Annotated in this window: 12 protein-coding genes and 3 tRNA genes; 14 read left to right on the top strand and 1 reads right to left on the bottom strand. The window is 44.6% G+C overall.

Going from position 1 to position 14,445, the window contains the following annotated elements; genetic code table 11:
• The first annotated feature begins 170 nt into the window (after positions 1-170).
• Positions 171-1,274, top strand: coding sequence for an LPS export ABC transporter permease LptF (gene lptF, locus ACQEXT_RS10370; RefSeq protein ID WP_331417754.1), 1,104 nt, complete (start codon positions 171-173; stop codon positions 1,272-1,274).
• A gap of 3 nt (positions 1,275-1,277) precedes the next feature.
• Positions 1,278-2,348, top strand: a complete 1,071-nt coding sequence (gene lptG, locus ACQEXT_RS10365; RefSeq protein WP_138971942.1) for an LPS export ABC transporter permease LptG — start codon at positions 1,278-1,280, stop codon at positions 2,346-2,348.
• A 47-nt stretch (positions 2,349-2,395) separates the two neighbouring features.
• Here the strand turns inward: lptG and mutS are convergent, their stop codons facing one another.
• Positions 2,396-4,960 carry a DNA mismatch repair protein MutS gene (mutS, locus tag ACQEXT_RS10360; protein WP_426951942.1) on the bottom strand — a complete coding sequence of 855 codons (2,565 nt, stop codon included), beginning with the start codon at positions 4,958-4,960 and terminating at the stop codon, positions 2,396-2,398.
• 85 nt (positions 4,961-5,045) lie between these two features.
• Here mutS and ACQEXT_RS10355 point away from each other — a divergent pair, with 85 nt between their 5' ends.
• The 12 genes from ACQEXT_RS10355 (at position 5,046) to ACQEXT_RS10300 (ending at position 14,276) form a co-directional block, all read left to right on the top strand.
• Positions 5,046-5,540, top strand: a complete 495-nt coding sequence (locus ACQEXT_RS10355; RefSeq protein WP_426951940.1) for a CinA family protein — start codon at positions 5,046-5,048, stop codon at positions 5,538-5,540.
• Between the two features lie 187 nt (positions 5,541-5,727).
• Complete coding sequence (gene recA, locus ACQEXT_RS10350) at positions 5,728-6,774, top strand: recombinase RecA (RefSeq protein WP_331417758.1); 1,047 nt, start codon at positions 5,728-5,730, stop codon at positions 6,772-6,774.
• Between the two features lie 73 nt (positions 6,775-6,847).
• A complete protein-coding gene (recX, locus tag ACQEXT_RS10345) occupies positions 6,848-7,306 on the top strand; it encodes a recombination regulator RecX (RefSeq protein WP_426951939.1) in 459 nt (152 codons plus the stop codon).
• Positions 7,307-7,668: 362 nt separating this feature from the next.
• Positions 7,669-8,187 carry an Hcp family type VI secretion system effector gene (locus tag ACQEXT_RS10340; protein ID WP_426951938.1) on the top strand — a complete coding sequence of 173 codons (519 nt, stop codon included), beginning with the start codon at positions 7,669-7,671 and terminating at the stop codon, positions 8,185-8,187.
• 3 nt (positions 8,188-8,190) lie between these two features.
• Positions 8,191-8,520 (top strand): hypothetical protein, encoded by a 330-nt coding sequence (locus tag ACQEXT_RS10335; RefSeq protein WP_331427272.1) that lies wholly within the window; start codon positions 8,191-8,193, stop codon positions 8,518-8,520.
• On the top strand, positions 8,486-8,998 hold the full coding sequence (locus ACQEXT_RS10330) for a hypothetical protein (RefSeq protein ID WP_426951936.1): 513 nt from the start codon (positions 8,486-8,488) through the stop codon (positions 8,996-8,998). Before ACQEXT_RS10335 ends, ACQEXT_RS10330 begins: the two co-directional genes overlap by 35 nt.
• A 472-nt stretch (positions 8,999-9,470) precedes the next feature.
• Positions 9,471-12,053, top strand: a complete 2,583-nt coding sequence (gene alaS / locus ACQEXT_RS10325) for an alanine--tRNA ligase (protein ID WP_426951935.1) — start codon at positions 9,471-9,473, stop codon at positions 12,051-12,053.
• 196 nt (positions 12,054-12,249) lie between these two features.
• Positions 12,250-13,437: an aspartate kinase gene (locus ACQEXT_RS10320; protein ID WP_331427275.1), complete on the top strand. Its 1,188-nt coding sequence runs from the start codon at positions 12,250-12,252 to the stop codon at positions 13,435-13,437.
• Positions 13,438-13,529: 92 nt separating this feature from the next.
• Positions 13,530-13,727, top strand: a complete 198-nt coding sequence (gene csrA / locus ACQEXT_RS10315) for a carbon storage regulator CsrA (protein ID WP_004415691.1) — start codon at positions 13,530-13,532, stop codon at positions 13,725-13,727.
• A gap of 183 nt (positions 13,728-13,910) precedes the next feature.
• Positions 13,911-14,003, top strand: a tRNA-Ser gene (locus ACQEXT_RS10310).
• Positions 14,004-14,081: 78 nt separating this feature from the next.
• Positions 14,082-14,158 (top strand) — tRNA-Arg (locus ACQEXT_RS10305).
• Between the two features lie 25 nt (positions 14,159-14,183).
• A tRNA-Ser gene (locus tag ACQEXT_RS10300) sits at positions 14,184-14,276 on the top strand.
• Positions 14,277-14,445: the final 169 nt, after the last annotated feature.

Genomic DNA, 14,445 nt, shown 5'->3' with positions numbered 1-14,445 from the left:
ACAAATAGAACTAAATGTTAGATAATGCCGTCTTACTTGTTGATTCCTTACTCGGAACTATCCTTAAATAAGCGCATTAACAGTTAGCCAAAAAATTTAAAAATAAAAGGTTCAACGGGAAATTATAGTGATTCAATTAAAAAAACAAGTTTTGTATAGGTAATTTCAGCGTGATTATTGTTAGATATTTGATCCGCGAGACACTCAAAAGCCAATTAGCGATATTTTTCATCCTGTTTTTAGTGTTCCTCAGCCAAAAACTGATTAAGGTTTTGGCTGATGCTTCGGATGGGGATATCCCCGCGAGTTTGGTCATGCATTATGTTGCCTTGAGCATGCCGTCGATGGGCCTACTGATGTTACCTCTGAGCCTGTTCTTAGGTATTTTGCTGACTTTCGGTCGCTTATATGCGGAAAGTGAAATTACGGTTATGAATGCTACTGGCATTGGTAACAAATTCTTGATCCGTGCGGCTCTGTACCTTGCTGTCATTACCGGAGTTATTGCTGGTTTTAACTCATTTGTCTTTTCACCCTACAGCCAAGACAAATTGGTTCAGCTTCAAGAAGAAGTTGAAGCGGAAAACAGCGTCGATCTGCTTAAAAAAGGTCACTTCCAAGGTACGCCTGACGGTTCATCAGTGGTTTTCATCGATGATATTGATGGCAAACAACTTAAGCATGTTTTTGTCGCGCAGATGAGACCGCGTGACTCTATATTGCCGAGTGTTTCATTCTCGCAATCAGGTGAGGTGAAAGAGCTAAGCGATGGGCGTCAGGTTATTCGCATGTATGATGGTACTCGCTATGAAGGTGTGCCAACGCGAGTGGATTACATGGTGACGAAATTTGATCAATACGAAGGTCTGATTGGTCAACGAGATGTCAAACGTAAAGGGCGAGATTGGGAAGCGATCCCAACGCTAGAATTGATTCAAAATCCAGATCCAAGAGCGCAAGCAGAATTACAGTGGCGTATTTCTCTCGTGGTTTGTATCCCATTACTGACCATGTTGGTCGTACCTCTATCGGCGGTTAACCCTCGTCAGGGGCGTTTTGCCAAAATGGGACCAGCGATATTAATTTATTTAGCGTACTTCCTTTCGATTAGTGCAACCAAATCTGCGCTTGAAGATGGATCTATTCCAGCATTTATTGGTATGTGGCCAATCAATGCTGCACTACTGTTAACTGCAATCGGCATCAACTCGATGGACAGCATTCCTGTTCGCCGCTTTAAAGATAAATTAAGACAAAGAAAGAAGGCAGCGTAAGTCGTGTTTAAAATTCTCGATCTCTATATCGGCAAAACCATCATTGCCACGACCTCTCTAGTGCTGGCTACGTTTGTTGGCCTGTCTGCCATCATCAAATATGTTGAACAGCTGCGTAAAGTTGGCGAAGGTTCTTACGATCTTATTCAAGCACTGTTTTTTGTGCTGTTAAGTATTCCTCGTGATATTGAAATGTTCTTCCCAATGGCGGCACTGTTAGGGGCTCTAATTGGGTTAGGGATGCTGGCTTCAAGCTCAGAACTTGTGGTGATGCAGGCCGCGGGTTTTTCTAAACTTAATATCGGTATGTCCGTGCTTAAAACGGCAGTGCCTCTAATGGTATTGGTGACATTGCTCGGTCAGTGGGGCGCCCCACAGGCTCAAAAAATGGCACGTGATTTACGAGCTTTTTCTACATCTGGTGGTGCGATCTTATCGGTGCGAACGGGGGTGTGGGCGCGTGATGCCAACGATTTTATCTTTATTGGTAAAGTTGAAGACGACAAAATCTATGGCATGAACATGTGGCGTTTTGATGCGAACAAGCGCCTCGAAAGTGTCGTCCATGCTGCGACGGTAGAGTATGTTTCTGATAATACTTGGACCATGAAGGATGTTGAGCTAACTGAGATGGTTGATGAAGTAGAAATTTCGAAGCAAAGCCTACCTGAGTACAGTTGGACGACCTCGCTAGCCCCAGATAAGTTAGCGGTTGTAACGGTAAAACCAGAAGAGCTTTCTTTGGGCGGACTTTATGATTATGTCAGTTATCTCAAGGCATCGGAGCAAGACCCTTCACGCTATGAGCTAGCGTTTTGGCGCAAGGTCACTCAGCCGTTTTCTATTGCGGTGATGATGCTGATGGCGCTCTCTTTTATCTTTGGTCCTTTGCGTAGTGTGACTATGGGTGCTCGGATTCTTTCGGGCGTTATTGCCGGATTCACTTTCTATATTTCGAGTGAGTTCTTTGGTCCTCTTAGCTTGGTTTACAATATTCCCCCAGTATTTGGTGCGGTCATGCCAAGCGTGGTATTCCTGACCATCGCATTGATGTTATTGCGTCGAAAACTGTAGTGCGAAACATATTAATAAAGGCAGCCAACTGGCTGCCTTTTTCATACCTAAAGAAGTTTCTTTAATCGATACAGCTCTTCAAGAGCTTGTCTTGGGGTGAGATCGTCTGGATCGATGTTCGCAAGCGCTTGCTCAACTTCGCTTGGCTCTGGGATCAAGCTCAGTTGATTGGCGATGTCGACAGCAGGAGATTGGCTTGGTTTTTCACCGTTGAGGCTGAGTTGTTCGAGCTGAGTGAGTTTCGTGCGAGCATTTTTAATTACGCTCTTCGGTACGCCTGCAAGTCCAGCAACGGCAAGGCCATATGACTTACTTGCTGCCCCTTCTTGCACAGCATGCATAAATGCAATGCTGTCACCGTGTTCTACGGCGTCAAGGTGGACGTTCGCCAGATGTGGAATTTGATTCGGCAACTCAGTCAGTTCAAAGTAGTGCGTGGCAAACAAGGTCATTGAACCTAGCTGTTTTGCTAGCCACTCTGCACTGGCCCAAGCCAGAGATAGACCATCGTATGTACTGGTGCCTCGACCAATTTCATCCATCAACACTAGGCTGTTTGCGGTTGCATTGTGAAGAATATTGGCGGTTTCTGTCATTTCAACCATAAAAGTCGATCGTCCTGAAGCCAAATCATCAGATGCACCAATGCGGGTAAAAATACGGTCGATTGAGCCAATTTGTGCAGATTCAGCCGGTACGTAAGAGCCGATATGAGCCAGTAACGCAATCAAAGCGGTTTGGCGCATATACGTGGATTTACCCCCCATGTTAGGGCCTGTAATAATCAGCATCTTGCGCTTTGAGTTGAGCTCAATCGGGTTGGCGATGAAAGGTTCATCCATTACTTGTTCAACGACAGGGTGACGACCATTCTGAATGTGAATACCCGCCTCTTTTGTTAAGTTAGGGCGGCAGTAATCTAAGCTGTCGGCTCGTTCGGCAAGGTTCTGAAGAACGTCAATTTGCGATACTGCTGAGGCGAGATTCTGCATCTGTTCTAGATGAGGTAGTAATAGGTCAAATAACTCTTCCCAAAGTTGTTTCTCGACCGCGAGTGCTTTTGATTTCGAGTTTAAAACCTTGTCTTCATGCTCTTTTAGTTCTGGGATGATGTAGCGCTCGGCATTCTTTAACGTTTGGCGGCGCACATAATGGGGTGGCACAAGGTGACTTTGCCCGCGGCTGACTTGGATGAAGAAACCATGAACATTGTTGTAACCCACCTTTAGGCTGTCAATGCCGTGGCGTTCGCGTTCCTCTTGTTCGAGTTGTTCAAGAAACTCGGTTGCACCATCAGCGAGTTTTCGCCATTCGTCGAGTTCCTCGTTGTAGCCAGTCGCAATAACACCACCATCACGAATAACAACGGGTGGATTCTCTTTAATTGCACGTTCGAGCAAGTCACAAACATCGTCCATTGGTGCGGCAAATTGTGCCAGCTTAACCAAATAAGGGTTGGCTAGGCTGCCCATGCTTTCTGCTAACTCTGGTAACTGCTGCATGGCAAATCGGAGACGAGCCATATCACGAGGTCGTGCACTGCGTAACGCAAGTCGTCCTAAGATACGCTCAATATCCCCGATTTGTTTGAGAACAGGATGAAGTTCAGAATAGACAGCCTGCTCTTTGAGCTCCGTGATAGCGTTGAGACGTTGGTTGAGTGTCTCGATGTCTCGCATTGGCTGGTGTAACCAGCGCTTGAGCATGCGACTGCCCATGGCTGTCGCGGTATGGTCGAGCACTCCCGCCAATGTATTGTCTGTACCACCGGCAAGGTTATGGGTGATCTCTAGATTGCGACGTGTCGCTGCATCGAGGATGACTGAGTGATCTTGACGATCAAAAGTTAAAGAGCGGATATGTGGCAGTGCGGTACGTTGGGTATCTTTTACGTACTGGATAAGACAGCCCGCAGCACACAAGCCGAGTTTGGCGTGTTCAACACCAAAGCCAACCAGATCTTTGGTACCAAACTGTTGGTTGAGCTGTTGCTTTGCCGTGTCGAGCTCAAACTCCCACACAGGGCGACGGCGGTTACCATTACGGCCGTTCATCAACTGAACAGGTTCAAAGTCCTCGGGGAATAGTAGCTCACGGGGTGCGGTACGTTGCAGCTCTGCGGCCATGGCTTCTTCAGTTTCTGGCTCCATTAACTGGAAGCGTCCAGAGGTAACGTCAAGTGTTGCGTATCCGAATTTGCCGTTGTGATGGTAAATGGCAGCGATTAGATTATCTAAACGCTCAGAAAGCAGAGCCTCGTCAGTCACTGTACCCGGAGTGACAATACGCACCACGGCGCGTTCGACGGGACCTTTGCTTGTTGCGGGATCGCCAATCTGTTCACAAATCGCGACGGATTCACCAAGCTGAACGAGTTTTGCTAAGTACCCTTCGACAGCATGAAAGGGCACACCAGCCATAGGAATAGGCTCACCAGCGGATGCTCCACGCTTAGTCAGCGATATGTCTAATAGCTGAGATGCGCGCTTGGCATCATCGTAGAAGAGTTCATAGAAGTCTCCCATTCGATAAAACAGCAAAATATCTGGGTTCTCAGCTTTAAGCTTGAGATATTGCTGCATCATAGGTGTGTGTTTTTGTTCAGCTTTCACGGGCAACGTCTTTCGTTTATTTCTATTGCGGCTTAGGATACGTGAATAGCCATTCTGCGAAAAGATGCAATAGGGGGATTTAGACATGGAATCACAGCAAATTCTGTCACTAAAGTTGGGTGAGCAACTTAACCAACGTGGTTTTGTTCTCACGACAGCAGAATCTTGTACCGGTGGAGCTGTCTCCGCGGCGATTACCGACATAGCCGGAAGCTCAGGTTGGTTTGACCGTGCTTTTATCACCTATAGTAACGAAGCCAAAATGGAGATGCTTGGGGTAAAGGAACAAACGCTTGAGTCCCATGGCGCTGTCAGTGAGCAGACGGTTGAAGAAATGGTAAAAGGTGCGTTGGCCAATTCGAATGCCAACATTGGCGTATCGATCAGTGGTATTGCTGGGCCAGGAGGGGCGACAGAAGGTAAGCCTGTCGGTACAGTCTGTATTGGCTGGGCAGACAAAAGTGGCTGGTTGAAAGTGGCGACCTATTATTTTGCTGGCAACCGTTCTCAAGTGCGTCAACAGGCTGTCGAAGTGGCTTTGAAAGTACTGTACGAACAGTTGAAAAGTGACAGTCAATGATTGCTCGAGTAATTTAAAGTGATTAAAAATCAGATGGATATCATCAAATTTCAAAAAAAATCCCCATAGCTATGGACACTGTATGAATCAACAGTATAATGGCTTTCATTGATTGCTTAGCAAAAAAGCTGAGCGGAAGAATTTGATTGATATTCATCAGCATTAGATGAGTCATTTGGAGAAAGTGATGGACGAGAACAAACAGAAGGCGCTCGCCGCTGCGCTAGGTCAAATCGAAAAGCAATTCGGTAAAGGTTCGATTATGCGCCTTGGTGACAACCGTGCAATGGACGTAGAAACAATTTCTACCGGCTCACTTTCTTTAGATATCGCTCTTGGTGCTGGTGGTCTGCCTATGGGTCGTATCGTAGAAATCTACGGTCCGGAATCTTCTGGTAAAACAACACTAACTCTTGAGCTAATCGCTGCTGCACAACGTGAAGGTAAAACTTGTGCGTTTATTGATGCGGAGCATGCGCTCGATCCTGTATATGCGAAAAAACTCGGTGTAGATATCGATGCTCTACTTGTTTCTCAGCCTGATACGGGCGAACAAGCACTAGAAATCTGTGATGCGCTAGCGCGTTCAGGTGCTATCGACGTAATGGTAGTGGACTCGGTTGCAGCACTAACACCTAAAGCTGAAATTGAAGGCGAAATGGGTGACAGCCACATGGGTCTACAAGCACGTATGCTTTCTCAAGCAATGCGTAAGCTAACAGGTAACCTAAAGCAGTCTAACTGTATGTGTGTTTTCATCAACCAAATCCGCATGAAGATTGGTGTGATGTTTGGTAACCCTGAGACGACTACTGGCGGTAACGCACTTAAGTTCTACGCTTCTGTACGTCTTGATATTCGCCGTACTGGTTCAATCAAAGAAGGTGACGAAGTTGTCGGTAACGAAACTCGCATTAAAGTGGTTAAGAACAAGATTGCTGCACCATTTAAACAAGCTGAGACGCAAATTCTATACGGTCAAGGCTTCAACCGTGAAGGTGAGCTAATTGATCTAGGTGTGAAGCATAAGCTGATTGAAAAAGCGGGTGCTTGGTACAGCTACAATGGCGACAAGATTGGTCAAGGTAAGGCAAACGCAGGTAAATTCCTACGTGAAAACCCTCAAGCCGCGAAAGAAATTGATACTAAGCTACGTGAAATGCTGCTTTTACCGGCAGAAGAACAGCCTGTTGAAGCTGAATTAGGCCAGATGCCAGAGCAAGAAGAATTTTAATTCTGTTTAAGTGAAATCAAAGCCCTGCGAATGCGGGGCTTTGTTATATCTAGAATTTGAAAATAAGTAAGTTATGTTTCAAAGAAAACCACCCACATTATCGAGTAAAGAAGCGGCTATGCAGTTGCTAAGCCGCCGTGATCATGGTGAGTATGAGCTTTATCAAAAACTGAGCTTAAAAGGCTATGAGGATGAAGCGATTCAAGAGGCCATCAACTTTTGCCTCGATCACAATTATCTTGATGATTTGCGTTATGCCAAAAGTCAGATACGCCAGCATGTTTATAAAGGACATGGCGAAAGAAGGATTCGCCAAGAGTTAAATCAAAAGCGTGTCGCCGAGGCTACGATAGAAAAAGCGATGGAGCAAGAGCCTCAAGATTGGTTTGAATTGGCAAAAAGTGCAGCAGAGAAGAAATTTAAAGGGATTAAAGCCAAAGACGCAAAAGAGTACGCCAAACAAGTCCGATTCCTGCAATATCGCGGCTATAGTTTTGAACAAATTAGCTATGCTTTAAATCATGAGGCGTAAGAAATTTTTTCTAATTCGAGTTCCGGTAAGAATGCCTATCCATAATGTAGCCACTATTGTTCCAGACATACTGAGCCGCTTTTTCACGCGCAATAACACCGTCTCTGAGAATGAACGTTTAAGGCAACCAGACTGCTTTTTCTACTGCTTATTAAAGCCCTATAACTTCCGATTACCGACTGTCAGGTTGTGAGAGTGCTATTGCTCTCGAGGGCTCCCCGTTCCTACAGAATAAAGAGCAAAACAGCTTGCTTGATGTAGGAATGCTCCTGAATGCACTGTATCGAATTGACAACATCGTAGCCTACATTTAACCATACGCTTTAAAGGGGAATTAGCCATATTTAGCAAAGGAGTGATGTATGCCGCAACCATGCTATTTAAAGATTATTGGCAAGAACCAAGGTTTCATTACCCACAAAGTAGGTACAGCTGACTCTATCGGGGATAGTTTTGTTGAGAATCATCTCGACGAAATTATGGTTCAAAGTGTCAAACACGTTGTTATAACTCCGACAGATATCCAAAGTGGGAAACCTAACAGTAAACGTATTCACGGTGCACTTAAAGTTACATGCGAAATAAACAGAGCTCTGCCATTACTTTATAATGCACTTTGTCAAGGTGAAACATTAGAAACCGTATCTCTTGATTGGTATCGAATGTCCGTAATAGGTAGGCAAGAAAAGTTCTTCAATACAACTCTTACCAATGCTCGATTAAGTAAAATTCAGTTGTTTTTACCTGATTCTAGGGAAACCAAAGCGAAAAGAATTCATCAGCTAGTCAATCTATTCTTTAATTATCGAAAAATAGAGTGGACGCATTTGGTGGCAAACACACATGGTTTAGACGATTGGCGAAAACCTGTAGAGGGTTAGATTATGATAAACATTACTGAATGTGAGATAGACTCAGATCGCTTATCCGTCGAAGGAGTAGACACTTTACAGCAGATAATCGATAAAATAGATAATGCAAACCTACTTACAAAAGTCATGGGTGTTATTCCTTTTATAGATATATTTCTGAAAGGGAAACCTCACGAAAAGCTTACGAATATAGCGGCATACGACTGGAAAGAGTTTTCTAGAGTGATGCGGTCTATCCACGCGGTTGAACGCAAAGTAATAGCTAAGTTAGCGTTTGATCAAGCTTTAGAAAGCACAGGAAAAGAACATGAATTTTGGAAGTGCGTTTACAACGCTATGTAGTCTAACGTTTATTTTAATTTGTCCACTAGTTCATGCGACAGTGGAGGTTGAACAGCAAATAATTTCAACTGAATCCAAAAATGCCTACAAGATTTTTTTGCAAAAAGTGGATGAATGTTCTGATAAAAAAACTCGAAATATCAATCCATACCCAATTAGCTCTTGGCTAATATCACTACCAAGAAAAAAACAGATATCTACGCTTTCATATCTACATCACTTGGCACAATATAATTGTTCAGCAAAAGAGCAAGCTATCTTAGTTGATTCATTACAAAGAAATAATGAAAAGAAAGTGATTTCAATAATGACAGAAAAAGGTTGGTTAGACGCTCCAGTTTTGAAATATGAAGCTGAGTTCACAGAGAGTGATAAGAGGTCACTACAAATATTAATTGATAAAAACTACCTCCCATTTAACGGGGTTGAGCTTGATTCAATAATTAGAAAGCTAAGACCTGAAATTGATGAAAAATGAAATGTACTAACTCCCCTGATTAAATCAACACCTCATAGATAGGCTTATGTAGCACTACTCATGAAAGCGAGCTGTGTCTGTAGCTCGTTTCTCATACGTGTTTAATTGTTCAGATATGTTTTACTGTATTCACTTAATAATCAACCGCTGGTTTCATCTCAGACCAGCCCATTACATGTGTTTGTACTATAGATGCGTTAGCCGTGTTATTCGGCTAAAGAAACGACTAAAGACACAAAAAAGTACGCTAAGTAAGTCCGATACCTGCAATTCGTGGTTATAGTTTTGAATAAATTAGCAATGCTCTTAACTCAAACGATGAGGACAAATCACGAACTAACACCTTAATCTGCGGATTTGTCGCGATTTATCGAATCAGGAGCCTCTTTTCTGCGAGAAAACTAGTCGTAGCGTGAACCATGATCTACAATAGCGCAAAAATTTCACTCGACTATTTTTCAGGAAGAGCTGCATGTACATGAGCACTGATGAGGTTCGTAACGCGTTCCTTAAGTTCTTTGAAAGCAAAGGACACCAAATCGTAGACAGTTCATCGTTGGTTCCACATAACGATCCAACCCTGCTATTCACAAACGCAGGTATGAACCAATTCAAAGATTGCTTCTTAGGCGCAGAAAAGCGTGCCTACACACGAGCAACTACGGCTCAGCGTTGTGTACGTGCGGGTGGTAAACACAACGACCTTGAAAATGTGGGTTTTACAGCTCGTCACCATACTTTCTTTGAAATGCTAGGTAACTTCAGCTTTGGTGATTACTTCAAAGAAGATGCGATTGCGTTTGCATGGGAATTCCTCACTGAGACATTAAAACTGCCTACTGATCGTCTACTAGTAACGGTTTACGAAACAGATGACGAAGCATTCGAAATTTGGAACAAGAAAGTAGGTGTTCCCGCTGATCGTATTATCCGTATCGGCGATAAAGAAGGCGGTAAGCAGTACGAGTCTGACAACTTCTGGACTATGGGTGACACAGGTCCTTGTGGTCCGTGTACTGAAATTTTCTACGATCATGGTGAGCACATCTGGGGTGGCCGTCCAGGTACACCTGAAGAAGATGGTGACCGTTTCATCGAGATCTGGAACAACGTATTTATGCAGTTCAACCGTCATGCTGACGGCACGATGGAGCCGCTACCAAAGCCTTCGGTAGACACGGGCATGGGTATCGAGCGTATCTCTGCAATCATGCAAGGCGTCCACTCAAACTACGAAATCGACGTATTCCAAAAACTAATCAAAGCAGCCGCTGAAACCATCGGTTATGAAGATTTGTCTAACCAGTCTCTACGCGTGATTGCTGACCATATCCGTTCTTGTTCATTCTTGATCGTTGATGGTGTCATGCCTTCGAATGAAGGGCGTGGTTATGTCTTGCGTCGTATCATCCGTCGTGCAGTTCGTCACGGTAACAAACTTGGTGCGAAAGGCGTATTCTTCCACAAACTGGTAGGTGTTCTTGCTGAAGTCATGGGCAGTGCTGGTGAAGAGTTGAAGAAACAACAAGCGGTTGTGGAAAAAGTTCTACGTATCGAAGAAGAGAACTTCGGTCGCACGCTAGAGCGTGGTATGGCGATTCTGAATGAAGCGTTAGATAACCTAGAAGGCAAAGTGCTAGACGGTGAAACCGTATTCAAACTTTACGATACTTACGGTTTCCCTGCTGACCTGACAAACGATGTTGCACGTGAGCGTGATTTCGCTATCGATGAAGAAGGCTTCGAGAAAGCGATGGAAGAGCAGCGTCAGCGTGCTCGCGAAGCCGGTCAGTTCGGTACAGACTACAACGCAACCATCAAAACGGAAGCAGAAACAGAGTTTTGTGGCTACGCTGGTACTCAAGGTGAAAGCACTGTAGTAGAAATTTTTGTTGAAGGCGAAGCGGCTGATACTTTGTCTGCGGGTGACAAAGCCATCATCGTTCTTGGTGAGACTCCGTTCTATGCTGAATCAGGTGGTCAATGTGGTGATGCTGGTCTTGTGAAGACGGAATCGGGTCTATTCAAAGTTGAAGACACACAAAAACTCGGTAATGCGATTGCTCATCATGGGGTCATGGCTGAAGGCGTCCTAGCTAAGGGTGACCAAGTTGAAGCGGTTGTCGATGCAGAGCGTCGTGCAGCGATCTCACTAAACCACTCGGCAACGCACTTACTGCATGCAGCACTAAGACAAGTTCTTGGCGAGCACGTAACGCAGAAAGGTTCTCTCGTTAAGCCTGAAAACCTACGTTTTGACTTCTCTCATCTTGAAGGGGTAACGGCGGCTGAACTTAAAGAAGTTGAGCGTCTAGTCAATGCGCAAGTTCGTCGCAACCACGTTATCGAAACCAATGTCATGGACATCGAATCTGCGAAGCAGAAAGGTGCGATGGCACTCTTCGGCGAGAAGTACGATGATGAAGTTCGCGTGCTATCGATGGGCGAGTTCTCTACTGAGCTTTGTGGTGGTATCCACGCATCAAACACCGGTGATATCGGTCTATTCAAGATCATTTCAGAAGGTGGTATCGCAGCAGGTATTCGTCGTATTGAAGCGGTAACCGGTGAAGCAGCACTTGACGCAATTGAAGCACAACAAGCTAAGTATGAAGAGAAACTGGCTGAATCTGCTTCTAAAGCGAAAACGCTAGAGAAGGAAATCCAGAAGCTGAAAGACAAGATGGCTGCAGCAGAAAGTGCAAACATCATGGGTAAAGCTCAGGAAATTAATGGCGTTAAAGTACTGATTGCTGCAATGGAAGGTGCTGATAGCAAGAACCTACGTACTATGGTTGATGACATCAAAAACCAAATGGGTAGTGGTGTTGTGATGCTTGCAAACATCAGTGATGGCAAGGTTGGTCTAATTGCGGGCGTAACTAAAGATCTGATCGGTAAAGTGAAAGCCGGAGACCTTGTTAAGATGGTTGCAGAACAAGTTGGTGGTAAAGGCGGTGGTCGTCCAGATATGGCTCAAGCGGGTGGTACTGACGTGTCTGCGCTACCAAAAGCGATCGAAAGTGTTCAGCCTTGGCTAGAAGAACGCCTATAGACATCGAATATTAAATGATAACGCTCAATCAGTTCTTTGATTGAGCGTATTTTTTTTGAGCTAACCAAGTGGTTTAATTAGTCGTCTAAAAGACGGTTAAATAGGCCGCTTGGTTTTTGTTATAACTACTGCAAACAATATTCAACATATTGAATGTGGTCCGAATGAGACTTTGGTCTTGGGAAGGTGAAGACTGGTGAAAAAGCCCCTTATCGTGCAAAAGTTTGGTGGAACATCTGTAGGTTCCGTAGAAAGAATTCATACAGTAGCCAAACACATCATTAAGGCGAAAAATGATGGTAATCAAGTTGTCGTAGTTGTCTCTGCGATGTCTGGTGAAACAAACAGACTAATGGATTTGGCTAAACAAGTAGACAGTGTACCTACTGCTCGAGAACTTGATGTTTTGCTCTCTGCTGGTGAACAAGTGTCCATGGCACTACTGGCAATGACTTTAAATAAATTAGGTCATTCTGCTCGTTCACTTACCGGAGCACAAGCGAACATTGTGACGGACAATCAACACAATGACGCGACGATTAAACATATTGACACTAGCGCGATAGATGAACTGTTAGCGCAAGACCAAATTGTCATAGTGGCAGGTTTTCAAGGTATCAATGAAAATGGGGATATCACCACCCTGGGAAGGGGCGGTTCTGATACCAGTGCTGTTACTCTCGCAGGTGCGTTGAGTGCAGATGAGTGCCAGATATTTACCGATGTTGATGGTATTTACACTTGCGATCCTAGAGTCGTTTCTTCGGCGAAGAAACTGGATGTCATTGATTTTCCTTCGATGGAAGAGATGGCTCGTAAAGGCGCAAAAGTGCTTCATTTACCATCGGTTCAATACGCTTGGCGTAACAGTGTACCATTGCGAGTGCTGTCGACGTTTGACACTAACAACGGCAGCTTAGTCAAAGGGGAGCAGTGTTTGGCCTCGGTATGTGGCGTCGCTATTCAACGTGATATGTGTCTGATCAAGATTGAGAAAGATGCGCTTTGCGGTTTAAAAACACAGTGCCAGATGATAGGTGTGACGATTTGGAATGTGATCGAGCATGCAGAATGGGTAGGTGTAGTGATAAAACACGATGCTTATGCAAAACTGGAACTGGTTTTCAACGACAAAATCCGTAATAGTGAATCGGTAAGCTTGTTGACCGCAGTAGGCCTTCATGTCGAAGGACTGGTTGAAAGGTCATACGCTTTGCTCTCAGAACAGGGGATCGATATTGAGCATTATGCGGTAAACCCACAATCGCTGATGCTAGTGTTGCAACCCGAATGTGTCGACAAAGCGGCGAACATACTGCATGATGCTTACATTACGTCTTCACAGGCACTCGATTGCCAACAAAAACATGCCTTTTTAGGTTAGATTCGAACCACAATAGAGTTTACGAAAATATCACTTTTGTTGGATAATAGCTTTGTAGCAAGATAAATCAGAGATTACTCAAGGAGCACAGAATGCTAATTTTAACTCGCCGCGTTGGCGAAACTCTAATGATCGGTGATGAAGTCACAGTAACTGTACTGGGTGTTAAAGGTAACCAAGTACGTATCGGCGTAAATGCACCGAAAGAAGTGTCTGTTCACCGTGAAGAAATCTACATGCGCATTCAGGCAGAAAAAGGTAATGGTAACGTTGCATCTGGCAACTACTAATTACACAAATAGGCTGACGATTTGTCAGCCTTTTTTGTAATGTGAAGGCACCTATTTACAGTAAAAAGAGCGAATTAGCACCGCTTTGATTAAATAGCCAACGGTTGGATGTTTTTTTGCTAATTTTGCCAAGAAAGTGTTTGACATATTTTTGGTAAATCGTAATATGTGCCTCCGCAAGACGGTGAGGTGGCCGAGAGGCTGAAGGCGCTCCCCTGCTAAGGGAGTATACGGTTTGTAGCCGTATCGAGGGTTCGAATCCCTCCTTCACCGCCATTCTTGCTTCTTCTTTCTAAGAAGAATTGTTCTTCGGAACAGCTTTAAAACAAACTTTCTTTAGCAAGAAAGCATAGCGCGTCCTTAGCTCAGCTGGATAGAGTACCTGGCTACGAACCAGGCGGTCGGAGGTTCGAATCCTCCAGGACGCGCCATAATTCCCTTACCAGGGAATAAAACGGTGAGGTGGCCGAGAGGCTGAAGGCGCTCCCCTGCTAAGGGAGTATACGGTTTGTAGCCGTATCGAGGGTTCGAATCCCTCCCTCACCGCCATTAATTGGCTTATGGCCAATTTTTTTGTTTTAAAGCCCTGTTGTTTCAAAGAATCAGTGTGATATACTTCACAACTCTCGTTTTTCGAGAACACTGCGCGTCCTTAGCTCAGCTGGATAGAGTACCTGGCTACGAACCAGGCGGTCGGAGGTTCGAATCCTCCAGGACG

Origin of the sequence: Vibrio sp. TRT 29B02 (genome assembly GCF_050113655.1) — a bacterium.
GTDB lineage: Bacteria > Pseudomonadota > Gammaproteobacteria > Enterobacterales > Vibrionaceae > Vibrio.
The sequence above is the reverse complement of the archived record's forward strand: the minus strand, read 5'-3'. Positions and strand labels throughout refer to the sequence as shown.

Excerpts from the sequence above, each read along its gene's own strand:
- ACQEXT_RS10355 (WP_426951940.1), top strand. The coding sequence starts at position 5,046 with ATGGAATCACAGCAAATTCTGTCACTAAAGTTGGGTGAGCAACTTAAC.
- recA (WP_331417758.1), top strand. The coding sequence starts at position 5,728 with ATGGACGAGAACAAACAGAAGGCGCTCGCCGCTGCGCTAGGTCAAATC.
- recX (WP_426951939.1), top strand. The coding sequence starts at position 6,848 with ATGTTTCAAAGAAAACCACCCACATTATCGAGTAAAGAAGCGGCTATG.
- ACQEXT_RS10340 (WP_426951938.1), top strand. The coding sequence starts at position 7,669 with ATGCCGCAACCATGCTATTTAAAGATTATTGGCAAGAACCAAGGTTTC.
- ACQEXT_RS10335 (WP_331427272.1), top strand. The coding sequence starts at position 8,191 with ATGATAAACATTACTGAATGTGAGATAGACTCAGATCGCTTATCCGTC.
- ACQEXT_RS10330 (WP_426951936.1), top strand. The coding sequence starts at position 8,486 with ATGAATTTTGGAAGTGCGTTTACAACGCTATGTAGTCTAACGTTTATT.
- alaS (WP_426951935.1), top strand. The coding sequence starts at position 9,471 with ATGTACATGAGCACTGATGAGGTTCGTAACGCGTTCCTTAAGTTCTTT.
- csrA (WP_004415691.1), top strand. The coding sequence starts at position 13,530 with ATGCTAATTTTAACTCGCCGCGTTGGCGAAACTCTAATGATCGGTGAT.